The sequence below is a fragment of the Roseovarius mucosus genome, from assembly GCF_002080415.1.
GTDB lineage: Bacteria > Pseudomonadota > Alphaproteobacteria > Rhodobacterales > Rhodobacteraceae > Roseovarius > Roseovarius mucosus_A.
In genome coordinates this window covers 40979-65312 of sequence record NZ_CP020475.1, presented here as the reverse complement: position 1 = coordinate 65312, position 24334 = coordinate 40979, and the positions used below count along the sequence as shown (strand labels likewise).

The following is a 24334-nucleotide window of genomic DNA, read 5'->3' as shown; positions in this document are numbered from 1 at the left end:
GCGCCGCCATGGGAAAAGCGCGGATCGCCACGGGCGTCCTGCTTGTGACGCTGGTGACCGGGGCCATGGGCTATACCATCGCCTCGGTGGTGCTGACTTACCAGGATCTCGGCTTCGGCGCCGAGATCGACTTTGCCTATATCGCGCAGAACTATCTGGCGATCCTCGATCGCCGCCCGGAGGACGCCCAACTTATTCACCTGATCGTCGGCAGCTTCGCCGCCGCCGGCCTGATGCTGAGCCTCGCCCTCTCGGGGTCCGCTCTGACACGCTTTGGCCAGACCCATTGGCAGACCGCGCGCGAGATGAAGGCCAATGGCTTCTTCGGGGCGCCCGGGACCGGGTTCATCCTCGGCAAGCTGGGGCCGCCGGGCTCCCGCGCCAACTACATCTGCTCCAAGGTCTTCCCCCATGCGCTGATCGTGGCCCCCACGGGCCGCGGCAAGACCACGGGCTTTGTCATTCCGAACCTGCTGACCTGGCAAGGCTCCGCCGTGACGCTCGATGTGAAGGGCGAATGTTTCGAGGCGACGGCCCGGCATCGCGCAGCCCAGGGCGACAAGGTCTATCGCTTTGCCCCCACCGATTGGGAGGGCAAGCGCACGCATCGCTACAACCCGCTCCTGCGCATCTTTGAGCTGAAAGATCCCGCGCGCCAGCAGATGGAATTGCAGCTCCTGGCGACGCTCTTCCTGCAAAGCGACAATGACCGGGTGCAGGGGCTGCTCAAGGGCGGGATCGATCTCTTTGTGGCAGCAGGCCTGCTGGCGTTCCAGCGCAAGCGTCCGACCCTGGGCGAGATCTACCGCATCGCCGCCTCGGGCGGGAACAAGCAGAAGGAGTATTTCGCGCGGGGCCATGAGGTCGACAACAGGGCGGCCAAGCTGATTTTCACAAGGCTCGCTTCGACCAACAACGACACGCTGACCTCTTACGTCTCGCTCCTGATGACCTCGGGGCTGGACCAGTGGCAGAACCCGGCGATTGATGAGGCGACTGCGGTCTCGGATTTTGATTTCCGGACGATCCGCAAGAAGCCTTTTTCGGTCTATCTCGTGGTCCAGCCGCTGATGGTCAAACCCCTCGCGCCGCTGATCCGGCTCTTCTTCTCCGATCTCCTTTCCGCCATGCAGGAAAAGGACCCCGGGCCCGACGAGCCCTGGCCAGTGATGATCATGCTCGACGAGTTCAACCGTCTCGGCAAGATGCCCATCGTGGTCGAGAGCATCGAGACCCTGCGCACCTATCGCGGTCACCTGGCCGTGGTCACGCAAACCATTCCCGCCCTCGATGAAATCTACGGCGAGAACACCCGCCGCGCCCTGCAAGGCAATGCCGGCGTGAAGCTCTATCTGACGCCTTCGGATGAAAAAACCGTCGAGGAGCTGAGCAAGGCGGTCGGCAAGACCACGAAGACCGTCATCACGCGCTCCCAGTCTATCGGCAAGAACCCCTTTGAAGGGCGCAGCCAGTCGACCCGGACCGAAGAAAGCTCCTTGCTCCCTGAAGACGAGGCGCGCCGCCTGCCGCTCGATGAGATCGTCATGGTGATCGATGCGCAGATGCCGGTCCGTGCAAAGCGGATTCAGTATTTTGACGACCGGCTGTTCAAGGCGGTCCACGCGGCGCAGACGGGTGAATTGCCGTTTCCAGAGCCGGGGGGAGGGGGATCGCAAGGCACGCTGCCGCTGAGTGTGCGCGCCATGCCGATGACGCCGCCGTCGGATGGGCCAGGGGGAACAGAAGCCGATGTGGAGAGGGCGAGCCAGGCTGGCGATGGTCAACCGTCAGGCCAAGCCGACGCCGCTCCAAAGAAGACCGCGCCTGTCGTTCAAGCCGTCATCGCCGAGGAACAGCGCCAGATGGAGATGGATTTTGGCAGCGGCGTCGCGGATTCTGAAGCTGCGAGCGTAGCTGATGAGGCGCAGATGCGCTCTGCAGTCGATGGCTTGGACGAAATGGAAGCGATGCTGCGAGAGGAGGATGGTGAAAGGCTGGTTGCGCGATAGGGTGGCGGACATCGCCTGTTTGTCGGGGAGGACGGAAAGTGTGAGTTCGCTGCACATGCGAAGGCACACTGTCAAACACATGAAAGCGGCCATAAAGCGCTCAGGTTCAACGCCCCACCATGCTGCACCAAGCACCAAGGTCAGCAATGCGCAGGAAGTGAGCGTTGCAAATCCCGACAGATTTCCGACAGCCGACCTTCGGGCCGAGCGCGGCGAGGGGCAAGTCCGAGCCCATTTTACCGAATGCCGCGACGTGAACCAATGGCGGAAGTATGCAGAGAGCGCCCGTCGCCAAAAAATGCTCGCTTCAATAGCGACATTTGTCTCAGCGTTCGCGTTAACGAAGGTCCAAAATCCTTGAAAGATTAAAAATCAAGGTATCACGAGCATCGTTACGAAGACACCAGACAGTAGTACCAGGTACACCCCCGCATGAATGCGATCCGGAATGCGCCCGATCCAACGGGACGCAATACCGATACCAAGCCAGGATCCACCCGCGAGTACAATCAACGCCTTCAGGTCCACGAAACCGGCGAACCAGGGCCCGAGAGCAGCCTGGTTAGCCGACAAGATGACATATGTCAGAGTTCCCGTGATCGCCATTGGCAGGGACAGCGGATTGGCCATTGCCGTGGCTGTGGTCATACTTGCCCCTCTCCGACGCATGAGCGGCACAGTCATAACACTTCCGCCTACGCCCAGCAGTGTTGCGATACTACCGATAACGGTGCCAGCGAACGCCGTCACGCCGCGACCCATGGGGCGCACGTGGCCACCTGCGTGATGCAGGAATCCTGGCCGCAGGATCGCATCCGCGATCGTGAGGCCCAGATAGACGATGAAGGCCAGGCGCACCCAGTCGCCGTCCAACGACATTGCCATCGCGGCCCCCAGCACGGCGCCGAGGGCAATGTAGCCGACCAACGGGCGTACCAGCCCCCAGTCAATGGTGCGCCTTTGATGGTGGCGCCAGCTCGACAAGGACGCGGCGAAGATCATCAACGCGGTCGAGGTGGCAACCGCGATATGCATGGCGGCCGCGCCCGCGATGCTGGCTGGTCCGTGCGTGGTCATCAGCGTGATGTACATCAGGGGGACCACGACAAAGCCGCCGCCGAAGCCGAACAGGACCGTGGTAACGCCGGCCAAGCCGCCGCAGATAAGCAAGACGCCGTACACTGGAATTCTCCCGAGGTTGCGCGATCTCGGAACGGATATCTCTGCGCGCACTTGCAGTCTTTCGACAATCAGACAACAATCTACTTGTTTCGGCCACGCGGGAGGAAATGTGCGGAATATTGCTCTTGCGGACGTCGACCAGGTCCCCAGACCCGTTCTGGCCATCGGCACAGATTACAGGCCCGGCGCGTTGCTCGATTTCCACACCCACCGCCGTGCCCAGTTCCTGTACGGGATGACGGGGTTGATGGAAGTCGAGACCGGCGACGGCACCTGGATGGTGCCGCCCTATAGCGGCGTCTGGTTGCCTGCCGGAAAGTGCCATCGGGTCCGCATGAACGGCGTTAGCACTCGCAGCCTGTATATCGAGCCCGAAGCTGCCCCGCGGACCTTCCGGACCTGCGAAGTTCTGATCGTGACGCCGCTCCTGCATCACCTGCTCATGGCGTCCGCGGATCTGCCCGCGGTCTATGACGAAAACGGGCGTGACGGGGCGCTCGCCGAGTTACTGCTGCATGAACTACAGCGTGCGTCTTCGCTGCCACTGTTTGCGCCCATGCCTCGGGATACTCGATTGGCCAACTTGTGCCGGGACTTCCTCGGTAAACCCGACATCCACAGCCTGCCCGCGGACTGGGCCAAGCGGCTGAATTGCAGCGAGCGCACCTTCACGCGCCTGTTCCGGCAGCAGACCGGTTTATCCTTTGGAGTCTGGCGTAAACATGCCTGCCTGATGGCGGCGCTCCCACTGCTCCTGTCCGGCCGCTCCGTTACCTGGACGGCATTGGAACTGGGATACGAGAGCCCCGGGGCATTCTCCAATATGTTCGCGAAGATGCTCGGCCGATCTCCCACTGCGTTCGTCCAGGCCGCGGCCCGACAAAGCAAGGAGAGTTCTTAAATCCGGCTCTCAATTAATGTCCGCCACGGTGACACTAAGCGGCCTCTCACAACAGCAAGGCAAACGACCGCTCCGTCCGCATAGTACCAGTTCACCAACTGCGCGGTGAAGGGCAGCTATCGCAAATTCGAACCAAGGACTGTCGGTCTGCTCTGGGCTGACAGCGGTCATCGGTTCAACCTCTCAGGGGCGATGATGGCCCAGAACCCAATGCTGCACCGCCGCAAGTCGGCTTGGAGCCCATACTTCTCTTTTATCAATGGCGCAGCATCGGTCTCGAAGGGTGGGAAGCCGACCTTCGCTACGACGGGAACTGAGGCATATTACTCGCAGTACAAGGCGCAGTTTTTAGAATTTGAGCGGCCACTAACGCGAAGGAGGCCACCGACTTTACAGGCTGTGGTTTTTGTTATTCCATCATCATCGCTTTATTAATCCTGATGCTCATTCTAAAGTGTCATGGAAATTCACATTATTTGAGGGAGAACGGCCATGTCAGATGATGTCTTAAACAAGGGTAAATGTCCGGTGTCCCACCTGACAACGGCTTTCGGTGCTCCGGTGGTCGACAACCAGAACTCAATGACCGCAGGGAAACGTGGGCCCGTGTTGGTGCAAGATATCTGGCTCAACGAAAAGCTTGCGAATTTCGTGCGCGAAGTCATCCCGGAGCGCCGCATGCACGCCAAAGGGTCCGGTGCGTTCGGCACGTTCACCGTGACCAACGATATCACCCACTACACACGCGCCAAAATTTTCAGTGAAGTTGGCAAGAAGACCGAGATGTTCGCCCGCTTCAGCACTGTGGCGGGTGAACGCGGCGCGGCAGATGCCGAGCGGGATATTCGCGGCTTTGCGCTCAAATTCTACACCGAAGAAGGTAACTGGGACATGGTGGGTAACAACACCCCTGTGTTCTTCTTGCGGGATGCCAAGAAATTCCCGGATCTCAACAAGGCCGTCAAACGCGATCCACGGACCAACATGCGTTCCCCGACAAACAACTGGGACTTCTGGACGCTTCTGCCCGAAGCCCTGCATCAGGTCACGGTGGTGATGTCTGATCGCGGCATTCCCAAAAGTTTCCGGAACATGCACGGGTTCAGCAGCCATACCTATAGCTTCTGGAACGACGCCGGTGAGCGTTTCTGGGTGAAGTTGCATTTCAGGACCCAACAGGGCATTGAAAACCTGACTGACGCAGAGGCAGCTTCGGTTGTGGCCGATGACCGCGAAAGCAATCAGCGCGATCTCTTTGATGCGATCGAACGCGGTGATTTTCCGCGCTGGAAGATGTATGTACAAGTGATGCCCGAAGCCGAGGCAGAAACCTATCACGTTCATCCGTTCGACCTGACCAAGGTTTGGTACAAGGAAGATTACCCACTTATCGAAGTCGGCGAATTCGAACTGAACCGCAATCCGGAAAACTATCACGCAGATGTCGAGCAGGCCGCTTTCTCGCCATCGAACCTCGTGCCGGGAATCAGCGTTTCGCCCGACAAGATGCTTCAGACGCGGTTGATCAATTATCCGGACTCACAGCGCTACCGACTGGGTGTGAATTACCAGCAGGTGCCAGTCAATGCCGCCAAATGTCCGGTCATGAGCAACCACCGAGATGGCCTTGGGCGGGCGGATGACAACTACGGCAGGCTGCCGCACTATCAGCCGAACAGCTTTGGCCAATGGGTCGATCAGCCCGAATACGCGGAGCCGCCACTCAAGATTGACGGAAACGCCGCAATGTTCGATTTCCGCGAGGATGACGACGATTATTACACGCAGCCCCGCAAGCTTTTCCAACTGATGACACCGGCACAACAACAGGTTCTGTTTGAAAACACCGGGCGAAACATGGGCGATGCTCCTGATTTCATAAAGCAGCGTCACATCGACAACTGTACGCGCTGCGACCGAAACTATGGCGAAGGTGTTGCCAAGGCTTTGGGCATGTCGGCCAAATCGCCAGAGGAACTGTCCCCAAAGCCTGAATTGGCAGAGTAACGCTTCACTGTAATTCTGGCGGGGCGAGTCGCGCGCCCCGGCCGGGACACACCGATAGAAAGCCGGAACATTACCATCGAAGGCATCGACAGGCGCCTTCGATGCGCGCCTGACAATGCGCCGCAACAGCGGTACACCGGCGAAAGAGATGGCGCTACGCGCTTAACCCCATATATCGATTTCATCCGCTTCGCCAAACGTTGCGCGCGGCTGGTAAGCCGCGTTTCCTGATCCTCGGGCAGGCCCTCAAACCAGACATGATGTGCTTTGGGAATGACAAGCACATGGCCTGCGCGGATCGGATGTAGGTCGAGGAAGGCCAGGATGCGGTCGCCCAGATAGACCCGATGAGCGAGCAATTCGCCGGAATCGATCCGGCAAAACAGGCAACTAACCTTGAAAGTTTAATTCTTTCATTTGACCCCATCGGGTTCCTGTTTCGTTCACAGTTACTGTCGAAAGGCATAAGTGCCAATACTTGGGTGACGTGCCGTGCAGCAACAGATTCTCGGACTCCCCATTAGCTGGGAGCAGCCGTAGATCCCAGCTCATTTCGTCAGGCTGATTGACGTCTCAGCCGAGGCGTGCTGCGCTATCTTGAAGGTCCGCAGTGGGCCGATAGCATCGGCAAGGCGGAGATAAGCGACCGGCATCTATGTCCCGCATCGCCGCCACTTGGATCCCAAAAATGCTGCACGTCGCACGAATGGCCGGTCTAGAGAAGCTGCGGCGCAGCATCAGTCCTACTGATGGACGGCAGCTGTGGGCCGTCACCGTCGCCCAAGCCGTCCCAGTCTCGCCAGCTGCGCCAGCATTTTTGATCCCGAGTCTGCGGATCCTGTGCCGCCTCCGGAACCCGTCTGTCCCATGCCTTGCCGCACTGGCATTTGCTGCACGCCAAAGAACTGCCGCGCCCTGAGGGCTGCGTATTCTGCGCCACTGGCCCCGCCGATGAGGTAGCGATTGTAGGCCTGCTGGCTTCCCATGGCGGCGCGGGCAAAGCTGTAGCCGCCGCCGAGGCCACCGGAGAGGGCGGGCATCATGATGTTGCCGGAGATCGCGCGGACGATGAAGGGCGTGGCGATAATGAAGCCCTTGGCCATGAGCACCATCATGAAGAAGGGGATGAGCGCGCCGATGTTTGAGGCCCCTTCGGGATCGCCTAGTTCACCGATGAGCGCGGAGGAAACGCCTGTGATCGTTGCGAACACGCCTGCGACGACGATGGGGTATAGCGCAAAGGAGATCAGCGCGGACAGCCAGCGCGCGAAATAATCCTTGGTGACCTCGAAGAGGGTCAGGAAAATCATCACCGGGGCGATCCCGATTAGGAGCGCGATCATCAGGCGGGAGGCCACGAGGATGAAGGCGGCCATTCCGCCGAGGATTGAGAGCAGAAGAACACCGACGATGTCGAGCATGGCGCCGGCCATCCAGTTCAGTTCGGACCCGGCAGCGTTCAAATAGTTGCCCAGTTCCGCGATCAGCCGGTCGAATTCTTCGGCGAAAGTTCCAGAGGGCCCCGGACTGCCGCCGCCGACGGAGGCTACCAGCGCACCCGCGATACTGTCGATCCCATAGAGAATGGCTGACGAGAACGCGTTGAACTGCATCCAATTGGTCGCGAATATCCCGATGAGCCCGATCTTGACCGCGAGCCAGAAGGCTGTGTGCCCATCCATGGCCCGGTATTGATAGATCATGTTGATTCCGACGAGGATCACCACCAGCGTTGTCCCCAAAACCAGGAGCGTGCCGACCGTTCCCGCAACCGCACCAAACTGGGTCTCAGCGGCGGTGTCGAGATAGGCTTGGGAGGTTTCAACGAAATAGGTGACGACACTCATCGCGGCGCTGCCTTACCAATTACCTGCGGCGTCGCAGATGGCCTTGGCGGCAGTTCGGGCGGCGTTGGCGCGGCGGTTGTAGGCGTCGGAGGCTTCGAGCATTTCCCATCGTTCGTCGTTCGCGTACCTCTCCCGAAAGACAGCCTCGGCCGCGTCCCAGGACGGGAACCGGGTCGCGCAGTCGCAGTTGCCGATCTCGACGACCCGCTCGAGATTCTGGGCGCGATAGATGTCCTGAACCAGAACCCGCTGATAGGCTTGGCGCAGGGGGATCTCCTGCATCCAGACGGGCTCGGCGGGCCGGTCCGGGCAGACGGTGAACCTGCGCTCGAGGGTCGGCACCAAGTTGCGCTCGGCGAAAGTGGGGGCGGCCGTCAGTCCCAGGACCAGCGCCGCCAGCACAAGGGTACAGCGCGCTTGCCTCATGCCGTGGCTCCGGTGGCTATGGTTTCACGCTTCAGGAAGACCGTGTGTCCTACATTGGCGAATTCCGAGGAGCTGATCGACACCACCTCCCAGCCGTCTGCGCCCTTCTCGTTCAGGCAGATCTGCATGTCGGCAAGGCTGGTTTTGCGGGTCATGGGAAAGGACAGGATATTGTATTCAAAGGTCTTCATGGAGAAGTTCCAATCTCAGTTGCGCCGGGGAGGTAGAATTCGGTGATGCCGCGTTTGCCGTCATGGCGGCCGGCCTGAATGATCACATCGATGGAGTTCTCGATGTACTGGATCATGTCGGCATAGGTCATCGGGATCTCGGTCTTCAGTGCTGCGATCGCAAGCCGCTGCACGGCCAATTGCGGGGTTTCGGCATGCAGCGTGGTCATCGAGCCGCCATGGCCGGTGTTGATGGCTTCCAGAAAGGTCATGGCCTCCTTGCCGCGCACCTCGCCCAAGATGATCCGGTCGGGGCGCATGCGCAGCGTGGCGGTGAGAAGCACATCGGCGGTCTGGAATTCTGCGTCGCGATTGGCGATGAGGGTCACGGCATTTGGTTGGGTCGGCAAAAGCTCGGCGGCTTCTTCGATGGTGACGATGCGTTCCTCGGCCCTTACGTGAGAGAGGATCTTGCGTGCGGCGACGGTCTTGCCGGTGGAGGTGCCACCTGAGACGATCATGTTGAGTTTGTTCTCGACGCAGAAGACCAGCGCATCATCGATCACGCCCGCAGCCACCACCGAACGCAAGGCGCGTTTCTTTTCGACGCGCAGGTCTTCGAGCTTGCGCTCTTTTCCGTAGAGGAAATCGAGCGCAATGCCCTCGAGTGGCAGGCTTGAGAAGAACCGCAGGCTGATCGACATGGCCGAGAGCACGGCGGGCGGGGTGATGACCTGTGCGCGGATCGGGCGCCCCTTGTAGGTGATCGAAACCGAGACGATGGGGCGGTCCTTGCTCATCGTGGTATTGGCCGATGAGGCGATCTGGTTGCCGAGGTCCCTGACCTGAACGCCCGTCAGCCTTTGATCCAGCGCGCGCATGAAGTGATCGCCCTGGAATTCGCCCCAGCAGGTGCCATCAGGGTTGATGCAGATCTCGATGACATCGTCGCGGGCGGCGGCGTCGATCCGGTCGAGCGAGGTTTCGAGATAGCTCAGCGACATGGGCTCAGAATATCTCCAGATCGCGGTCGACCATGACCGTGACGCGGGCGCCCTGGTCGACATAGATGACGGGGCCGATAGAGAGGTAATCGCCGATGACGCTGTCCGTGGCATCTGCCAGATCATCGCCTACGTCTTCGAGAACGTCGGCGGCAGTCTCATCCTGGACCTCGGAGGCGGCGGCACTTGGTGCGGCCGAAATCAGCGAGATCAGGGCTGCCGACCCGAAACGCTCGGCAAAGCGTGTGTCCACAAAGCCGGTGACACCGGAGCGGCCCAATTCATCGCCCCCGAAGGAGCTGATCTGGACGGTCTGATTGTCAGGCAGGATGATCCGGTCCCAGGCGATGGTGACGCGGCGCTGCGCGATATCGACGCCGGAGCGATAGCGTCCGATAAGGCGAGAGCCACGGGGGATCAAAAGGCGCGCGCCATCGACGCTGTAGACATCTTCGGAGACAACGGCACGGGTCTGGCCAGGCAGTGAGCTGTCGAGGGCGGTTTCCATGACGGCCTGGATCATGGTGCCCTGCACGATGGTGTTGGAGGGATTGGCGATCACCTCGGCCTGCGTCACGGTGGAGGGCAACGCACCGTTCAGCACGAAATCCGTCACCTCGCCGAAGCTGCGCTGCGCAAGTTCCGTCTCGGCGGCGCCGGATGGGCCGCCAAATGCGATCGTGGGCGAGGCGATGCGCCGCTCCTGGAAGGCGCGTTCCTCCGTGGCGCGGCGCTCCAGCTCGGCCATGCGCCGGGCTTCTTCCTCGCGGCGCAGTCGCTCTTGCTCGCGTGCGCGCAGCTCATCTTCCGTGGGGCCCGCTGGGGCGGGTTGGGGCCGGCTGGCCTCGAGTTGGGCCAGTTCCAGATCCATGCGGAGTTGCTCAAGGCTGCGATCCCGCGCCGTCAGTTCGTCCTGAAATCGTTGCTGTGCGGCTTCCGAGGCGGCTTGTAGCGCCGCGATCTGAGCAGTCAGCGCGTCAATTGCCTCTGCGGCGGCGGTGTCTTCCTCGACAACTGGTTCAGGGGCGTTGCGCAATTCCTCGATCTGGGCCTGCAGGGCGGTGATCTGCGCCAGAAGCTCCGCGTTGGGCTCGACGGGGTCTGGTCCGACGAACACAACCTCGGGCTCGGGCGGGGGCAAGGTCTCGATGGCGCCAAAGCCGTCCCCCTCGTTTTGGAAGACGTCCGGGGTGGCCGTCGGCAAGGCTTCCTCTTCGTCGGGCTGTGAGAGGAGATAAAGCAGGGCACCACCCGCGCCGATGACGAGGATCACGATTAGCGCGAGAAGGGGCGACCGGCGCTGCGCCGCTATGGGGGCGCGGGCACTGCCTTTCTCAAGGGCGGCGAGGCGCTTTTCCAGCTCGGTGTTCTCGGTATCGCTCATGAGGTGGCCTCCGCGGGCGGGATCGCCTCGATGCAGACCACCTCTTCGCCAAGTCGCAGGACCCATTGGCGGTTCACGCCGCTGACGCGGATCACGCCGTCTTCAGGAGTTTGCGTGTTGACCGTGCGCTCGCGGCCGCCCGCGTAGCGGAAGATCGCGGGCACAGGCGCGTTTCTTGGAAACGCGAAATACGTGAACGTCCCGTCATCCCAGATGCGCGTTGGCGTGAACTCGGTCCGCGCGCTGGCGCCGTAATTGTAGTTCGGCGCTTGGGCCGCGATGGCCCGGGTCGGGCGCGCAGCGTCGTCCGGATAGCGGAACTGCACGACGTAGAAGGTCGGGCTGCGGACCTCCTGGACGTTGAAATAGTAGCTGCGCCTGTTCGTGTAGACGGTCACATTGGTATGGACACCGCGCGCAACGGGCTTGATTGCAAATGCCTGGCCTCCGGGCACGCCATCGATCTCGAAGCCTTCCGTGTCGCCCGCGATGATCGAGCGGATGCTCTCGCCTTCCCCGAACTCGATGGTGGTGACATGGGTAAGCGAGACGCTGAGGCGGTAGACCTGACCTTCTTGATATGTTGCCAGCCGCACCCGATTGTCATTGGGCCCGCCACGCGGGATGGCTTCGGCGAAAGCAAGGCCGGGCAACAGGGCAATCAGCAATATGAAAAGTCGAACTGGGTACAAATTCAATTCTCCAATCTGTCGGAGCGGACGGAATATTCGAGGACCGTGAAGCCGAAGGGGTTGGTCCAGACCTCATCGATGGAGCGGCGGGTCTCCGGGCGGAACTCGAAGAGAAGCGTGGCGGTGAAGAGGCCGGTCTGGGTGCCGTTAATGGACGTCAGGCGCTTGCGCAGGCGGACCGTCGCGCGGTTGGTTCCGATCCGGTTGATGCTGAGGATTTCCACGTCGAGCCGAGCATTGGGGCCATAGATCGTCGGCGGGTAATTCTCGTTGGCGCTGTTCCAGATCTGGCGCAGCCCGCTCTCGGCAGCTCCGTCCGAGCGGCGCAGGACGCTGCGGATGCGCAGATCGTTGTCGAGCTGGTTATAGACCTCCCGGTCGGTCACATAGCGGAACACCTCCGCCTCGATGATCGCCTGGTTGGCGGTCACCGAGGAGGCGCCCACCGAGGCTTCGGGGAGTGCAAAGCCGGTGGCGGGATCATAGGGGACAACGACGGGGGGCGGGTCGACATCGAGGATCGAGACAGCCGCGGCACTCAGACAGCCGATGATACCGAAGACAAGGCCCATCAGGCCAAGGCGTTGCCAGAGCCGTTCGCGGCGCAGGGCACCGTAGACCAGTTCTTCCTCGATGATTTCTTGTTCAGTCGCCACGCGTTACACCCCAAGTCAGTCTGCGCGCAGATCCGGCAGCGTGAAGTCCATGAAGCGCTGCTCCTCTGCGATGGTGGCGGCATCGATCACACCGCCGGTGCCGTCGCCCACGGTCTGCACCGCTTCGAGCTGCCACATCGCGACAAGCGCGATCGCCAGTTCCGCCGTGACACGCGTGTTGAGATCGATGCTTTCCTTGAGTTCGTCCATGTCATCGATCAGCCCGACCAGGCGGTCGACCCGTTCCAGCGATTGGCCGGCATCCTCATAGCTGTTCTGGGCCGCGGCCGAGACCAGGGCGCCGGTGGTGGCCTGCGTCGCCACGCGGTTCGCGCCCGGATTGCCGCTGGTGGCCATTTCCGAGAGCGTGTCTTCATCGAAGCCGAGATCGGCCAGCACCCGGTCCATCTGGGTTTCGATCTCGCCTGCGCCGGAGCCCGAGAGGCCCGAGAAATCCCCAGTCTTGATCGCTTCAATCGTGGCGAGGATGTCCCCGAACTCTTGGTCGAGCAGACCGTTCAACTCGTCTTCCATTTCCGTCCGGATGATTTCTGGAAGCTCGGCGAGGCGGGTGAGGGCCTCGTAGGTTCTTTGCAGCTCCGCGAGTTGGTCCGTGAGAAGGCCGAGCTGTTCGCGGAGCTGCGTCAGCTGCTCGTTTTGCAGGATCTCGTCTTCGATCATCTGCCGCAGTTGCTGGATGTTTTGCGCGATGTTCTGGGTGTCGACGACCGGTACACCTTGTGCTGCGGCAGGGGGTAGGGCGCTGAACTGCAAGCCAACGCCAAGTGTCGTGGCCAAAGCTGTCCTCAAGAGCAGATGTCCCATTATTCAATCTCCCTGATCGTAAAATCCATGAACGCGCCTTCGGCCATGCGGGCGCTGGCCTGGGCCAGCTCTTCGGCGGAGAGCACGCGGGTGCGGGCGGCCTGAAGCCGGATGCGGGCGGCCACGAGACGCACCAGTTCGGCGCGGGCATAGGTGTTGAGCGCGACGCTCTCCTGCACGTCCTCGGTTTCGGAAATCCGTTCGACGATATCCGCAATACGCAGGGCGGCTTGCCTGATCGCGGCGGGCGAGTTGTTGCCATAGAAGGCCGCCCCATGACCCGTGATTGAGAGGTTGGCATTGGCCAGAAGCGCGGGGTCGATCGTGCCAAGCGCTTCGATCCCGCCGATACGGGTCAAATAGAGGTTATAGCGTTCGGGGATCACCTGGACGTAGTGCTGGGTCTCGCGAAAGGGCGGAACGCCGCCATACTCGAACACCCGGCCGGATCCGGCGTTATAGGCCGCGAGGGCGTTGATGATGTTGCCATCGAATGTGTTGAGCTGGGTCGCGAGGTAGCGCGCGCCGCCATGCACCTGCAGATAGGGGCTGTCATAGTATTCCGGGTTGATGCCGAGATCGCTGGCGGTGCCCGGCATGATCTGGGTGAGGCCATAGGCGCCGACGGGTGAGCGGGCGCCAATCGTGAACCGGCTTTCTTGCCAGATGAGCGCCTGAAGGAGTGCGCGCCATTGGACCGGGGAGAGGCCCGCGCGTCCAACACCCGCAAAGCCGCTGGTCTCCTGAGCCACGCGGATAATAAGCTGCTCGATGTTTTCCGCCGCATCCCCGAACTTCTGCGCACCGCCGGGATTGGGATCAATGTCACCCGTGCCATAGACCGCCTCGACAGAGCGGGCTGGATCCCCGCTGCCGCTTTCCAGCCCCGAGACCATGGCAGGCAGGCCCTGACCGCCGAAGCTGGTCTGGGCATCGAGGATGCGTTGCAGGGTTTCCAGCTGCTCCCGTTCGATCTCGGCGATGAGTTCGCGCACGGCAAGCTTGTCCGCCTGAACGGCCAAGTCAGCCTCGCGATCGCCGGTCTCGACGATGTCACGCGCGGTCAGCCCACTGTCATTGGTCGGCACGCCCTGAGACAAGGCGAGACCTGGCAGCAGGCAAAGCGCGAGGATATGAGGCAGGCTAGACTTCAATGTCCCCCTCCGGGGTGCCAAGGGGCGTGAAGTCACAATCAGGCGCGATGGGTGCTGTGGACGCAAGGAACGTGAAGCAATTGGCCTGCGGCTCCCGATACTGGGTGCAGGAGGCCAGCGCGCCGAGCGCAGCCAAAGCGATAAGAATACGGATCATGAAAGCCTCCAAAAATCTGGGCGGTCGCGGTAATCGGCGCCGACGAGCGCCTCGCCTTTCTCCATGCCGCCGAGGATGGTGAGATTGGGCCCAAGGGCGCTCAAATCGGCATCGACCACGATTGAGCCCTGATCGTCGCGGATCAGTGCGAGGCGGCTGTTGCTGCCCGTGTTGAGAAGGACGTCGAGCTCCTTCTCCGTAAGGTTCAGCATGGCGTAGTCCGCAGGTTGCGCGCGGATATTGGGCAGCAGGATCTGCGTCGGAACGGCTTCGACGATGGTCTTGCCGGTCCGGGTGCGCTCAAGCTGGCTGGCATATTGCGTCATCATCACCGCGACGGTGTTCTGCTTGCGCGCGGTCACCAGCCAGTTCGATAGCCGCTCGGCGAAATACGCGTTGTCGAGGGCCTTCCAGGCCTCGTCGATCACGATGATGGTGGGGCGGCGATCCTCGATCTCCCGTTCGACCCGGCGGAAAAGATAGGAGAGAACCGCCATCCGCTCCTTGTCGGCCTCGCTGTCGAGAATGCCGGTCAGATCGAAGCCCACGACATCGCCCTTGAGCGAAAACGTGTCCTCGAGGCTCTGCCCGAAGATCCAGCCGTAGCGGCCGTCTTCGGTCCACTCGAGCAGGCGCTGGTGCAGATCGCCGCCATCATCGGTGGACACAAAAAGCGATGCGAAATCCCGCCAGTTCCGCAGGGCCGGGTTTGTGGCCTGCGCGTTCTGGCGCACGACCTCCTGTATGCGGTTGGTCTGCGCCGGGGTCAGGGGTTTGTCGGCGCGGTAGAGCAGGGTTGTGAGCCAATCCGAGAGCCAGGCGGTGCCGCGCGCATCGGTCTCGGTCCAGAGCGGATTGAGACCCGTGGGCTGACCGGCGTTCAGGGACGCGTAGCGCCCGCCATTCGCGCGGACCGCCATCTCCATACCAAGACGGTAATCGAAGACGAAGATCCGCGCCCCTGCGCGACGGGCTTGGGTCATCAGGAAGGCGGACAGCACCGATTTGCCCGACCCGGGCCGCCCCATGATCAGGGTGTGCCCGCTGGTGGGTTCTTTGTCGGGCGCGCCCTGCTCGTGATAGGAAAACCGGTAGGCGCTCTGCTCCGGCGTGGGCAGATAGGTGATGACCTTCCCCCAGGGTGTTTTCTCAGAAGGTTTGCCGAGCTGTGTCCGGTGAAAGGCCGCAAAATCCGCGAAGTTGCGGTTGGTGACGGCGCTGGCGCGGACGCGTTTTGGCTGGTTGCCGGGGTGCTGGCTGAGGTAATGGGCCTTGGCCGCGACCCGCTCGGCAATCACCTTCACGCCCTCGGTCGCGGCAGCATTCACGATCTCGGCGCTCAGCATCTGCAGCTCGTCAAGCGTGTCGCAGAAAAGCGTCACGACCATGTGGTGCTCGCCAAAGCTCTGGCGCTTGGCCTCGAGATCATCGGCGGCGATGTCGAGGGCTTCGAGGAGTGAGAGGGCCGCGTCCTGGCTCGCCTGCATCTGCCGCTTTTGCCGCTTGATGCGGCCGGCCATGAGGTTCGAATTGATCGGCGTGAAGGAGTGCGTCACGATCATGTCGACCGGCAGGTTCAGCATGTCGAACATGGTGCAGGAGGTGCCTTCGGAGTATTCCCCGATGGTGAAGCTTTTGCCGTAGCGATGCCCCACGACGCCTTCAGAGAGCTCGAAATGATCGCCATGAAACGTCACCCGGGTATTGGCGACATTGACGGACAAAAAGCCGTAGGTGTTTGCAGGGTAGAGCGGCAGCTCGGTGCCCGTGTTCAGCGCGCCCAGAAACCCCACCAATTCCCCCGATGCAGCCGACAGCAGGCGCGGCTTGAGCTCGGTAAGCCCCGAAAGGAAGACGTTCACGGCCTCGCCCAAGCGCTGCAGGCGTTTGCGGGTCTCCTCCTTCAGTCGGTCCGGCGCGCTGCGGCTGAGAAACGGCAGGAGGCTTTTCGGAGGCTGGCGGTGAATGACGGTGAGCGTCAGTGTTTTGTCGCGGAGCCCGCTGGTCTCGAGTTTCGCGCGCCAGCGCCGGTCCACCTCGCCCGCGAAGCTGTCCTCACGGATGGGGTCGAGATCAGGTTTGATGGCCTTGGAGACCTTGTGGACGTAATAGCTGAATTCCGGCCCGAGCTGCGCGACGATGCGGGCAAAGAGGGCGGTCACCTTGTCGAGATAGGCATCGTCCGTCGTGTAGCTGTTGATCCCCTCGAGCCGGATGCAGCGGAAGAGCTCGTTGACCCGGGTGCGCACGGTCTGGTCGTCGACGAGGCTCACATAGGGCAGCATATGCGCGAGGCGGGTCTCGCGCGCATACCATTCTGGCGTCATCGTGCGGGGATCGAGCGCAGCATCAGGGGCGTCATCACGGGGCATAGCTGTCCCCGCCATGGATGGACCTGTTGCGCGTGGGCGGTGTCTCCTGCAGGGCCGTCATCATCACGTCGATGAAACGCGGGTCCCAATCTGCGGCCTTCCACAGCACCGGATAGAGCAGGGCCGCGAAACCCAGCACCGCGATGTGCTGGACCCAGACGAACAAGAGCACCGAACCGAAGAGCCAGACCATCGCATACATGATGGGCAGGCCAAGAAGCTTGGGCGGGCGCACGAGCCCAAGAAAGAGAGGCGCGCGCTCAGCCACCGGCAAATACCGCGGCAACGATGGTGGGGGCGGCCGCAACACCGGCGATGCCCACGAGGACCCAGAGCGCTTGGCGCAGATCGATGATGTTGAAGAACCAGCTGAGAAAGACCCCGAGGACCGCGAGTGTGGCGATGACCACACCAAGAGGGCCGGTCAGCGCATCGACAATGCCCTGCAACAAGCTCTGGATCGGGGAGAGATCGATGCTTTGCGCAAGGGCGGGTTCGGAAATGACCAGAAAGAGGGCCAAACTTGCGATGAATAGGTTTGAAATCTGTCTCATGAATTTGATCCTTCCAATCGGGCCGTAACAGCCATGACGCGGGCCACGTGGTTCTGGGTTTCTCGGTAAGGGGGAATGCCACCGTGTTGGCGCACGGCGTCCGGCCCCGCGTTGTAGGCCGCCAACGCCAGATGCGGATCGCCGAACGTCTCCAGCATCATCGCGAGGTAGCGGGCGGAGCCGTCGAGGTTCTGTTGGGGGTCACGCGGGTCGACGCCCAGATCACGCGCGGTGTCAGGCATCAGCTGACCAAGGCCAATGGCGCCCGCATGTGAGATCGCATCCTGCCGATAGGCGCTCTCAACCTCGATATTGGCGCGGTAGAGGCTCAGCCAGTCCGTGACGGAAAGCTCCGCGCGCCTTAGGCCGGGGTGGCTGGCATAACGCAGGGCCGTGGTCTCTATGGCGTTTAGGACATCGGCACGGGGCAGGGGTGCCGGACCGACACGGGCTGCAAAGCGCATCGCTTCTCGCTCTGGCACAGTTTCATCGCTGCCGAAAATCGCAAGTTCGTCGGCTGCCGATCCCTGACCGATGCCGTCATTGTAGTTCCGAGCAAAACTGCTCTGAGACCGGGATGGGGTCAGAGAGCCGTCGCTCTCCATGACCAGGACCATTTGCGCTGAGGCAGGTGCTGCGACCAGCCAGAGACAGACGAGGTTAGCTGCCAGCGCCCTTGTCTGATGGCGCTTTGTCTGGCGGGGCGAGTTTATGCGTACGGCTTGTCCCCGCCTCAAGCGGCAGGTCGACATGTGCAAAGCCAAGGCCAATAAAGAAAGACACCACGCCGGAGATCGTCTTGAACTCGCGGATCTTGATATCGTTGTAGGTCGTCCGCGTGCGGGCGGTGACGAGGAGCTTTTCCACGCCATCATCAGAGACAACGCGCATAATCCAGACCCCGTAATAGCTGGGGCCTTTCTTATGTGCCGACTCCTGGCACAGGATTTCTGCGCTATAGCCGCTTTCCACGAGTTCGCGGAACCTGGCTTCCGTAACCACATTTGGTGCTTCGATGTCCCAGTTCATGGCCCGGCTCACGCTTTCTCCAATGGCGCGACCCCAGGCATTCCCACTTGAAGCCCAGAGTTACGATAGTATACTATCAACCGCAAGATGTAATATCGTGCTTTAGCTGTAGTTTGGTCACGCAAACACTAGTCACGGCCAGTGTCTGCGATCAAGGAGATAACAGGTTTGAGAAACCCAAGGTTGACAGGCCTGCTCCCATTGCAAGCTATGGTCCTTCTGATCTGCGTTCCCGGACCAGTTTTGGCGGAATCCTGCTTCGCCCCGGCCCGTCCCTTCCTGCCAAGCGATTCGCAGGCAGCGCGGGACTATGCAGACATCATCCGTGGCGATTTCGAAGATTACATTCAGGATATCCAGAGCTACTTCCGTTGCCTCGACAGCGAACGCGCCCGCGCCTTCGAGGAAGCGCGCGAAGTCAGCGAGGACTATGGCCGATTTCTGCAATTGGCAGGGGATTGATGGGCAACCTCGGGAGCATCAGACTTGCAGCCCATGGAAACCAGACGCCGATAACACCCTCATATATCTACTTTTTAGATAACAGATTTCATCCGCTAGCGACGTCACAAAAGGTATGTGACGCGTGGCAAAGACAATCAGAAGCACAGGACAGGTGGCACTCTGCCAAGCATTGGTCGACGCCCGCATCAAGGCGGGCCTCGGTCAGGAGGACTTGGCGGTCAAGCTCAAGTGCCATCAATCACTTGTGGCGCGCATTGAAAGCGGCCAGCGCCGGGTCGACGTCGTCGAGCTGGTCGTCCTTGCGCGCGCCATTGGCTTTGACCCCTTCAAGGTTCTGGCGATCGTTGAAGCCGCCACGGAGCCCGACCACCGGATTTGATCCATTTCATCTTTCGAGAACACGGGAGCTGACTTCTCCCGGTGTGAATTCGTTACCGCGAGGACGAACAGTAACCGATTTTAACGAGGCCCGGCACACGGTTGCAGCAAACGCTTTGGATCTGAGCTGCTATCCGCAACGCCAAATTGCAGGAAGTCAGTAAACAGTGAACGAAAATGAGGTCGAAGGCGTCGCGATCGCCAATTTGATTGCAACCGATGAAGAAACCATTGTCGGCTGGGTATATCGCTGGAACACAGGTGCTCTGGCAATCCGGTGGGACATCCATGGCCCGCAGCGTGTCTCAAAGATTTACCCGGAGCTCTGCGATGCGGATAAAGCCGAAATTGACTTCGCGTCTCTCATGCAGCTGCCCTGTCGCAACGACTGACATGGTAGAATATGGCCTTTATGGCCCTCGATTGTGTGAGTGTGCCTGCGTTGCAGGTTTGATTTCGTACAAGGCCCTGCGCGACTTCGCTGCGGCTCAATAGTCAGTAATTGACCTGCTCAAAACCGTAATTCCCGCTATAGTCACGCCACTCAACGAAGACGGATCTGTGATAAATGCTCGGGCAGTGCTCGCCCCATCGCTCGAGACCGGCATGCGCATCAGGAAGCGCTGCGGGTGACGACACCCTCCAAGAAAAATCGCCCTGGATCCCGTAGGTGCCGAGGACAACGGCGGCGCTGCGGTTGCAGTCGCCATCTCGCCCGGATTCGTGCTGGCGGGCATAACGAACGTCAAAGACGCGGATGGAACGCACGAAGTTGAATTCCGGCCCGCTGATATCGATGTCGGCGCGGTCTTTTACGAGCTGGAGGGCGTAATCAGCCCTTACGAGGTTGTCCCAAGCCGCGTTGGAGCCTTTGCGCCCAAGCATCCCGCCTGCCCTGGCTGCCTGATCGAAGAGCGGGGTTGAAGAGTTTGGAGGGGTTCCTGAATCACCATATAGGGCATCGAAGATCCGGTCCGCGGGCCGCGATCTAGCAGGTCCATCGTAAGACGCACCCATCGGGCAGCGCCAAATCTGAAGCGGCGGCTCCACCGGCCATGGAGTTATGCGCCGGATGAACTCGGCCCGTGCGCGGGCGCAGGGCACGGAAGCTGGCCATCCACCGGACAAACACAGCAGGATGGCACAATCGATCTGATAGGTTTGGGCGCGTGCTTGTGTCGGAACTGTTGGGCCGGTCAAGGCGAGAGCTAAAAAGGCCGCCAGAGGGAGGTTTTTGAATTCGAAACGCATGGCAAGGACCCTTGACAATCTTCACCCAGCATACCTACGAAAATATACTATTGCAACAATGATGATGCGTGTTGCGGTTGCGGCGGTCAGCAAGATCGCGAGGTGACCGAGCCGCCCGTCGTCATCCGCCACGTTCCGCGCTGCGCCAATCCCACGGCATGTCAAAGCGTCCGAGCCATCTCGATCGTCAAATGAGTCTCGAATTGCCCTTAAATCGGTTCTACCTAAATCTGTTTGGCGAATAGGACGCATTCGGGCTCTCAGCAGTTCTGCAACGGCTCAGAAGCAGACGGAACCTTGAAGGCTTCGAACCTCGTGAGTTCGAGGACCAGGCCAGGCTGGCTTGAAGCAGGCCGTGCACCCGTTTCAGGTCGCTGTCGCTTAGCTTGCACTCGCAATCGACGTCGATCACACCTTCATGACCTCTCACAAGCTCAGTGAAAACGGTTCTCCTCCTCTTCAGGCTTGCCGTGACCGTAGAGGTCGGCGTTTTCGTGTGCGCGGTCTTCGTGTTCGAACTCCAGGCTGGAATGGGCGATGTTGAAGTCCTCCTTCAGCCGGTCCTTGATCGCTGCCTTGATCTTTTCGATTTTACCCCAGCCGCCCGCTGTCAGCACCACGTGGCAGTCCAGCGCCGCCTTGTGCTCCTCCATCTGCCACAGATGCACGTGGTGAACGTCCGCTACACCATCGACGCTCCGCAGCGCCTCAACGACGGCTGCATTGTCGATGTCGGGTGGGCTGCCGAGCATCAGGGTTCTGATCGGACCGCCAATCTCAGTGAAAGCCAGATAGAGGATGTAAAGGGCAATGCCGATGGTGATTGCGGGATCGACCCATCGCATGTCGTAGAGGATGATCAGGGACCCTCCAATGATGACTGCCACAGAGGCCAAAGCGTCCGACAGGTTGTGCAGGAAAAGCGCACGGATGTTCACACTGCCTTTCTGCATCGAATAGGTGAGCAGCGCCGTCAACGTGTCGACGACGAGTGCCACACCGCCCAGGATCACCACCGTCCAACCAGCGACCTCGGGCGGGTCGATCATCCGCATGCCACCCTCATAGATCAGGTAGAAACCGATCAGGATCAGGGTCGTGTAGTTGATGAGTGCCGCGACGATTTCAATCCGACCATAGCCGAATGTCATGCGTTCATCGGCGGGTCGTCTGGCGATTTTGCGCGCAACGAACGCGATCACCAGTGACGCCATGTCCGAAAAATTGTGTAGGGCATCTGCGATCAGCGCCAGGCTGCCGGAAAGGATGCCGCCAACGATCTGCGCGACGGTCAGAAGCCCGTTGGCCCAGATTGCGATGGAGACCCTACGATCACCTGATTCAGGATCAATGTGGGTATGGCCATGATCATGCGGCACGGTTGTTCTCCTCATGGCTGTGGTTCGGTCGACTGAGACCAGGGACCTTTGGCAACATTCCACGACGGATGCGGCGAACCCGGGCATTCATCCAGTGACGGATGACGTGGCGATAGAGAAAGTCACGCGCAAATCCGAAGTTCTGACTATATTTCAAATAAAAGTCATCGGGCGCATCAAAGGTTCCAAAATCACGAACGATACCGGTTTTCTGAATATAAGTGCTGCCGCCGTTCCAACTGACTGGTGGCGCACTCAGGCAATCCGTTCCAGCGCCGTAGCCGCAAAGGCTTTCTGTTTCGCTGAATTCCTTCTGAAGCGACTGCAGGAAGGGGGCGTCCAGAATGAAGCCTTCGAGATTGATCCAGCCCTCTTCTGTTTCGACTTCGACCCACGAGTGCAGAATTTCGGACGGTGCGAGGGGGTAGACCAATTCGGGCACCACGCCACGCTGCAGGGCCTTGTGGATGGTGAAGCCGTGCAGTCGGCAGCGGATGCCTACGCTGCGCAGCAGTGCCATGAGAAGCGTCCCTTTCGTGTTGCACTGCCCGTAGCCGTCGGTCAGCACCGCAGAGGCGGGAATGTCGTCGACGCGGTTGTAGCCGAACGCAATCACGTTCCGGACAAAGTCATAAACCGCGCCAATCCGGTCGACACGGGCAAGGTCATGCCAGCCACGATCTCGTACCAGGTTCGAGATTGAGGGCGAGTCAAAATCCAGCAGTCTTGTTGCGGTTAAATAGGAATCGGTGGGTGCCACAGGGTCTCTCCTCGAATCGTTCACGAGGAGTCTTAATCTCTACAGTGACTAGAGAGACAAGCCTTTTCTCAAATGTTACTTTCGATCACAGCTCTATCCGATAGTGCCAAGGGCCGGGAAGGTTTCGAGCAGCCAGAAGGCAAGGCGGCTGATCTGACCTGTCATCACGCCGATACCCATCAGCACCATCAGTCCGCCCGATATACGATAGAGCCATCGACCAGCCGCACCGATCCGCTTTAGCCTGCCTGCAATCTCGTTGGTGAAGAGCGCTATGATTAGAAACGGCAGTCCAAGCCCTGCGGAGTAGATTGCCAGCAAGGCCATCCCGTCCGCTCCAGATGTCGCGCTTACTGCCAGGATCGACCCAAGCACAGGGCCTATGCAGGGCGTCCAGCCAAAGGCAAAGGCAAGACCCAAAAGGTAGGCTCCAACGGCGCTGCCGCCGTCAACTTTTACGTCGGGCCTCGTGTCACGCATCATTGCGGGGATCTTGATCGCGCCCATCATGACAAGTCCGAACAAGACGATCAAGAAGCCACCCGCAAGCCCGAGTTCGTATTTCCAGCGCAAGAGCATCCCGCCCAAAAGACTTGCCCCGGCCCCGAGCGCCACGAAGACTGTCGAAAACCCGAGCACGAACCACAAACTCAGGACCACGCTGCGCGCCCGTTCGGCAATGCTGCGCGCCGCCCCGGATTTCGCGGCGGGCTGTCCCGCGATGTAAGAGACGTAGCCAGGTGCAAGAGGCAAGACGCAAGGCGACAGAAAGGATATAGCGCCACCCAGAAAAGCCGCGACGATTCCAACACCTGAGATTTCGAACATTCAATTCCTGCCTTGCTTTAGCCTGTGAAACGCGCACCGTTGTAAAAGCTAAAGCTACTGTAGGAGCAATGCCGTTTTATTACGCTCCGCGGGGTGCCGCGAGGATGATGGCAGCACCCAACAAGCATACAGTGGTGCCGAGCAGATCCCACCTGTCCGGCCGGTGCCCTTCGGCGAGCCACATCCAGAGAATGGACGCGGCAATATAGATCCCACCATAGGCGGCAAAGGCGCGTCCCGCAGCCACAGTGTCGACCTGAGCCAGAAGCCAGCCGAACGCCACCAGCGCCGCCACACCGGGGACAAGCCAAAGTGGGGACGCGCCAAGACGCCACCATGCCCAGATGGCAAAGCATCCGGCGATCTCAGCCAAGGCCGCGAGCGGATAGACGAGCACTGCGGTCATCTCAGGCGCCGATCTCGTCGTGGTCCGTCAGGCACTCGGAATGGTCGCGCAACACCTCCAGCACACGGCAATCGGCCGTGTGCCCGCCGCTGCATTCGTGCACCATCCTCTGCAATTCTGTCCGAAGGGCTTCAAGTCGGGCCATACGTTGCTCAACCTGCTTGAGTTGTCGGCGAGCGATGGCATCGGCCTCCGCGCACGACTTGTCTGGATGATCGCTCAGATCAAGAAGCTCACGGATTGCGTCCAGCGAGAACCCGAGTTGCCGCGCATGCCGGACGAAAGACAAGCGGTCAAGCTCACTATCTCCATAGCGCCGCTGACCGCCAGCCGATCGCCCGGGCTCGGGCAGGAGTCCGATCTGCTCGTAATAGCGGATCGTCTGCACCTTCGTCCCGGTCCTTTTTGCCAAAGTGCCGATTGTGAGCATATCACCTCTCCAAACTATCTACAGCCCGTGTAGCTTTAAGCGTTTTTTTGCACAAGTTCCGCTCGGCA

Annotated in this window: 29 protein-coding genes; 6 read left to right on the top strand and 23 right to left on the bottom strand. The window is 60.6% G+C overall.

Annotation, left to right across the window (positions count from 1 at the left end):
• Positions 1-8: 8 nt before the first annotated feature.
• Positions 9-2009: a type IV secretory system conjugative DNA transfer family protein gene (locus ROSMUCSMR3_RS20210; RefSeq protein ID WP_081508695.1), complete on the top strand. Its 2001-nt coding sequence runs from the start codon at positions 9-11 to the stop codon at positions 2007-2009.
• A 372-nt stretch (positions 2010-2381) separates the two neighbouring features.
• Here the strand turns inward: ROSMUCSMR3_RS20210 and ROSMUCSMR3_RS20205 are convergent, their stop codons facing one another.
• Positions 2382-3191: a sulfite exporter TauE/SafE family protein gene (locus tag ROSMUCSMR3_RS20205; RefSeq protein WP_081508719.1), complete on the bottom strand. Its 810-nt coding sequence runs from the start codon at positions 3189-3191 to the stop codon at positions 2382-2384.
• 109 nt (positions 3192-3300) lie between these two features.
• Between ROSMUCSMR3_RS20205 and ROSMUCSMR3_RS20200 the strand changes: the two genes are divergently transcribed.
• Positions 3301-4092, top strand: coding sequence for an AraC family transcriptional regulator (locus ROSMUCSMR3_RS20200; RefSeq protein ID WP_081508694.1), 792 nt, complete (start codon positions 3301-3303; stop codon positions 4090-4092).
• Between the two features lie 492 nt (positions 4093-4584).
• Complete coding sequence (locus ROSMUCSMR3_RS20195; RefSeq protein WP_038068513.1) at positions 4585-6099, top strand: catalase; 1515 nt, start codon at positions 4585-4587, stop codon at positions 6097-6099.
• On the opposite strand, the gene ROSMUCSMR3_RS20190 is transcribed toward ROSMUCSMR3_RS20195, so the two are convergent.
• The 16 genes from ROSMUCSMR3_RS20190 to ROSMUCSMR3_RS20120 all read right to left on the bottom strand — a co-directional run bounded on the left by ROSMUCSMR3_RS20190 (position 6015) and on the right by ROSMUCSMR3_RS20120 (position 18369).
• Positions 6015-6458: an HIT family protein gene (locus ROSMUCSMR3_RS20190; RefSeq protein ID WP_237183601.1), complete on the bottom strand. Its 444-nt coding sequence runs from the start codon at positions 6456-6458 to the stop codon at positions 6015-6017. The two genes, ROSMUCSMR3_RS20195 and ROSMUCSMR3_RS20190, sit on opposite strands and share 85 nt — an antisense overlap.
• A 411-nt stretch (positions 6459-6869) precedes the next feature.
• Positions 6870-7946, bottom strand: coding sequence for a type IV secretion system protein (locus tag ROSMUCSMR3_RS20185; protein WP_081508692.1), 1077 nt, complete (start codon positions 7944-7946; stop codon positions 6870-6872).
• 12 nt (positions 7947-7958) lie between these two features.
• The gene (locus tag ROSMUCSMR3_RS20180) at positions 7959-8372 is read right to left on the bottom strand and encodes a hypothetical protein (RefSeq protein ID WP_081508691.1); all 414 of its coding nucleotides are present in this window, start codon (positions 8370-8372) and stop codon (positions 7959-7961) included.
• The gene (locus tag ROSMUCSMR3_RS20175) at positions 8369-8563 is read right to left on the bottom strand and encodes a DUF4177 domain-containing protein (RefSeq protein WP_081508690.1); all 195 of its coding nucleotides are present in this window, start codon (positions 8561-8563) and stop codon (positions 8369-8371) included. The genes ROSMUCSMR3_RS20180 and ROSMUCSMR3_RS20175 overlap by 4 nt, the downstream gene beginning before the upstream one ends.
• On the bottom strand, positions 8560-9546 hold the full coding sequence (locus ROSMUCSMR3_RS20170; RefSeq protein ID WP_081508689.1) for an ATPase, T2SS/T4P/T4SS family: 987 nt from the start codon (positions 9544-9546) through the stop codon (positions 8560-8562). The genes ROSMUCSMR3_RS20175 and ROSMUCSMR3_RS20170 overlap by 4 nt, the downstream gene beginning before the upstream one ends.
• 4 nt (positions 9547-9550) lie before the next feature.
• On the bottom strand, positions 9551-10930 hold the full coding sequence (locus ROSMUCSMR3_RS20165) for a TrbI/VirB10 family protein (RefSeq protein WP_045685298.1): 1380 nt from the start codon (positions 10928-10930) through the stop codon (positions 9551-9553).
• Positions 10927-11601 (bottom strand): TrbG/VirB9 family P-type conjugative transfer protein, encoded by a 675-nt coding sequence (locus tag ROSMUCSMR3_RS20160; protein WP_420541236.1) that lies wholly within the window; start codon positions 11599-11601, stop codon positions 10927-10929. The genes ROSMUCSMR3_RS20165 and ROSMUCSMR3_RS20160 overlap by 4 nt, the downstream gene beginning before the upstream one ends.
• Positions 11602-11624: 23 nt before the next feature.
• Positions 11625-12278: a virB8 family protein gene (locus ROSMUCSMR3_RS20155; protein WP_045685290.1), complete on the bottom strand. Its 654-nt coding sequence runs from the start codon at positions 12276-12278 to the stop codon at positions 11625-11627.
• A 15-nt stretch (positions 12279-12293) separates the two neighbouring features.
• Complete coding sequence (locus tag ROSMUCSMR3_RS20150; protein WP_045685288.1) at positions 12294-13103, bottom strand: type IV secretion system protein; 810 nt, start codon at positions 13101-13103, stop codon at positions 12294-12296.
• Positions 13103-14257, bottom strand: coding sequence for a lytic transglycosylase domain-containing protein (locus tag ROSMUCSMR3_RS20145; protein WP_198385627.1), 1155 nt, complete (start codon positions 14255-14257; stop codon positions 13103-13105). The genes ROSMUCSMR3_RS20150 and ROSMUCSMR3_RS20145 overlap by 1 nt, the downstream gene beginning before the upstream one ends.
• Entirely contained in the window at positions 14247-14414 is a 168-nt protein-coding gene (locus ROSMUCSMR3_RS21530; protein ID WP_198385626.1) for a hypothetical protein, read from the bottom strand. The genes ROSMUCSMR3_RS20145 and ROSMUCSMR3_RS21530 overlap by 11 nt, the downstream gene beginning before the upstream one ends.
• The gene (locus tag ROSMUCSMR3_RS20140) at positions 14411-16786 is read right to left on the bottom strand and encodes a type IV secretion system DNA-binding domain-containing protein (protein WP_045685282.1); all 2376 of its coding nucleotides are present in this window, start codon (positions 16784-16786) and stop codon (positions 14411-14413) included. Before ROSMUCSMR3_RS20140 ends, ROSMUCSMR3_RS21530 begins: the two co-directional genes overlap by 4 nt.
• Positions 16776-17054 (bottom strand): type IV secretion system protein VirB3, encoded by a 279-nt coding sequence (locus ROSMUCSMR3_RS20135; RefSeq protein WP_040104433.1) that lies wholly within the window; start codon positions 17052-17054, stop codon positions 16776-16778. The genes ROSMUCSMR3_RS20140 and ROSMUCSMR3_RS20135 overlap by 11 nt, the downstream gene beginning before the upstream one ends.
• Positions 17047-17340: a TrbC/VirB2 family protein gene (locus tag ROSMUCSMR3_RS20130; RefSeq protein WP_043872272.1), complete on the bottom strand. Its 294-nt coding sequence runs from the start codon at positions 17338-17340 to the stop codon at positions 17047-17049. The genes ROSMUCSMR3_RS20135 and ROSMUCSMR3_RS20130 overlap by 8 nt, the downstream gene beginning before the upstream one ends.
• On the bottom strand, positions 17337-17957 hold the full coding sequence (locus ROSMUCSMR3_RS20125) for a lytic transglycosylase domain-containing protein (RefSeq protein WP_043872273.1): 621 nt from the start codon (positions 17955-17957) through the stop codon (positions 17337-17339). Before ROSMUCSMR3_RS20125 ends, ROSMUCSMR3_RS20130 begins: the two co-directional genes overlap by 4 nt.
• A 43-nt stretch (positions 17958-18000) precedes the next feature.
• Positions 18001-18369 (bottom strand): hypothetical protein, encoded by a 369-nt coding sequence (locus tag ROSMUCSMR3_RS20120; RefSeq protein ID WP_009807505.1) that lies wholly within the window; start codon positions 18367-18369, stop codon positions 18001-18003.
• A 210-nt stretch (positions 18370-18579) separates the two neighbouring features.
• Between ROSMUCSMR3_RS20120 and ROSMUCSMR3_RS20115 the strand changes: the two genes are divergently transcribed.
• The 3 genes from ROSMUCSMR3_RS20115 (at position 18580) to ROSMUCSMR3_RS20105 (ending at position 19604) form a co-directional block, all read left to right on the top strand.
• Positions 18580-18831 (top strand): hypothetical protein, encoded by a 252-nt coding sequence (locus ROSMUCSMR3_RS20115; protein WP_037275520.1) that lies wholly within the window; start codon positions 18580-18582, stop codon positions 18829-18831.
• 124 nt (positions 18832-18955) lie between these two features.
• Positions 18956-19213: a helix-turn-helix domain-containing protein gene (locus ROSMUCSMR3_RS20110; RefSeq protein WP_037275519.1), complete on the top strand. Its 258-nt coding sequence runs from the start codon at positions 18956-18958 to the stop codon at positions 19211-19213.
• A 166-nt stretch (positions 19214-19379) separates the two neighbouring features.
• Positions 19380-19604, top strand: coding sequence for a hypothetical protein (locus ROSMUCSMR3_RS20105; RefSeq protein WP_008282968.1), 225 nt, complete (start codon positions 19380-19382; stop codon positions 19602-19604).
• A gap of 103 nt (positions 19605-19707) precedes the next feature.
• Here ROSMUCSMR3_RS20105 and ROSMUCSMR3_RS20100 read toward each other — a convergent pair whose 3' ends face one another.
• The 6 genes from ROSMUCSMR3_RS20100 to ROSMUCSMR3_RS20075 all read right to left on the bottom strand — a co-directional run bounded on the left by ROSMUCSMR3_RS20100 (position 19708) and on the right by ROSMUCSMR3_RS20075 (position 24266).
• Positions 19708-20463, bottom strand: coding sequence for a hypothetical protein (locus tag ROSMUCSMR3_RS20100; protein ID WP_085976983.1), 756 nt, complete (start codon positions 20461-20463; stop codon positions 19708-19710).
• A gap of 434 nt (positions 20464-20897) precedes the next feature.
• Positions 20898-21842, bottom strand: coding sequence for a cation diffusion facilitator family transporter (locus tag ROSMUCSMR3_RS20095; protein ID WP_008282971.1), 945 nt, complete (start codon positions 21840-21842; stop codon positions 20898-20900).
• Complete coding sequence (locus ROSMUCSMR3_RS20090) at positions 21832-22602, bottom strand: transglutaminase-like domain-containing protein (RefSeq protein WP_008282972.1); 771 nt, start codon at positions 22600-22602, stop codon at positions 21832-21834. Before ROSMUCSMR3_RS20090 ends, ROSMUCSMR3_RS20095 begins: the two co-directional genes overlap by 11 nt.
• 93 nt (positions 22603-22695) lie before the next feature.
• Positions 22696-23430: a cytochrome c biogenesis CcdA family protein gene (locus tag ROSMUCSMR3_RS20085; RefSeq protein ID WP_008282973.1), complete on the bottom strand. Its 735-nt coding sequence runs from the start codon at positions 23428-23430 to the stop codon at positions 22696-22698.
• Between the two features lie 79 nt (positions 23431-23509).
• Entirely contained in the window at positions 23510-23836 is a 327-nt protein-coding gene (locus ROSMUCSMR3_RS20080) for a YnfA family protein (protein WP_008282974.1), read from the bottom strand.
• 1 nt (position 23837) lies between these two features.
• Positions 23838-24266, bottom strand: coding sequence for a MerR family transcriptional regulator (locus ROSMUCSMR3_RS20075; RefSeq protein ID WP_008282975.1), 429 nt, complete (start codon positions 24264-24266; stop codon positions 23838-23840).
• Between the last annotated feature and the right edge of the window lie 68 nt (positions 24267-24334).

Bases quoted from the DNA above. Each gene is read 5' to 3' on its own strand.
- ROSMUCSMR3_RS20210 (WP_081508695.1), top strand. From the start codon at position 9: ATGGGAAAAGCGCGGATCGCCACGGGCGTCCTGCTTGTGACGCTGGTG.
- ROSMUCSMR3_RS20195 (WP_038068513.1), top strand. From the start codon at position 4,585: ATGTCAGATGATGTCTTAAACAAGGGTAAATGTCCGGTGTCCCACCTG.
- ROSMUCSMR3_RS20185 (WP_081508692.1), bottom strand. From the start codon at position 7,946: ATGAGTGTCGTCACCTATTTCGTTGAAACCTCCCAAGCCTATCTCGAC.
- ROSMUCSMR3_RS20180 (WP_081508691.1), bottom strand. From the start codon at position 8,372: ATGAGGCAAGCGCGCTGTACCCTTGTGCTGGCGGCGCTGGTCCTGGGA.
- ROSMUCSMR3_RS20175 (WP_081508690.1), bottom strand. From the start codon at position 8,563: ATGAAGACCTTTGAATACAATATCCTGTCCTTTCCCATGACCCGCAAA.
- ROSMUCSMR3_RS20170 (WP_081508689.1), bottom strand. From the start codon at position 9,546: ATGTCGCTGAGCTATCTCGAAACCTCGCTCGACCGGATCGACGCCGCC.
- ROSMUCSMR3_RS20165 (WP_045685298.1), bottom strand. From the start codon at position 10,930: ATGAGCGATACCGAGAACACCGAGCTGGAAAAGCGCCTCGCCGCCCTT.
- ROSMUCSMR3_RS20150 (WP_045685288.1), bottom strand. From the start codon at position 13,103: ATGGGACATCTGCTCTTGAGGACAGCTTTGGCCACGACACTTGGCGTT.
- ROSMUCSMR3_RS21530 (WP_198385626.1), bottom strand. From the start codon at position 14,414: ATGATCCGTATTCTTATCGCTTTGGCTGCGCTCGGCGCGCTGGCCTCC.
- ROSMUCSMR3_RS20140 (WP_045685282.1), bottom strand. From the start codon at position 16,786: ATGCCCCGTGATGACGCCCCTGATGCTGCGCTCGATCCCCGCACGATG.
- ROSMUCSMR3_RS20130 (WP_043872272.1), bottom strand. From the start codon at position 17,340: ATGAGACAGATTTCAAACCTATTCATCGCAAGTTTGGCCCTCTTTCTG.
- ROSMUCSMR3_RS20125 (WP_043872273.1), bottom strand. From the start codon at position 17,957: ATGGTCCTGGTCATGGAGAGCGACGGCTCTCTGACCCCATCCCGGTCT.
- ROSMUCSMR3_RS20120 (WP_009807505.1), bottom strand. From the start codon at position 18,369: ATGAACTGGGACATCGAAGCACCAAATGTGGTTACGGAAGCCAGGTTC.
- ROSMUCSMR3_RS20115 (WP_037275520.1), top strand. From the start codon at position 18,580: ATGGTCCTTCTGATCTGCGTTCCCGGACCAGTTTTGGCGGAATCCTGC.
- ROSMUCSMR3_RS20100 (WP_085976983.1), bottom strand. From the start codon at position 20,463: ATGCGTTTCGAATTCAAAAACCTCCCTCTGGCGGCCTTTTTAGCTCTC.
- ROSMUCSMR3_RS20085 (WP_008282973.1), bottom strand. From the start codon at position 23,430: ATGTTCGAAATCTCAGGTGTTGGAATCGTCGCGGCTTTTCTGGGTGGC.
- ROSMUCSMR3_RS20080 (WP_008282974.1), bottom strand. From the start codon at position 23,836: ATGACCGCAGTGCTCGTCTATCCGCTCGCGGCCTTGGCTGAGATCGCC.
- ROSMUCSMR3_RS20075 (WP_008282975.1), bottom strand. From the start codon at position 24,266: ATGCTCACAATCGGCACTTTGGCAAAAAGGACCGGGACGAAGGTGCAG.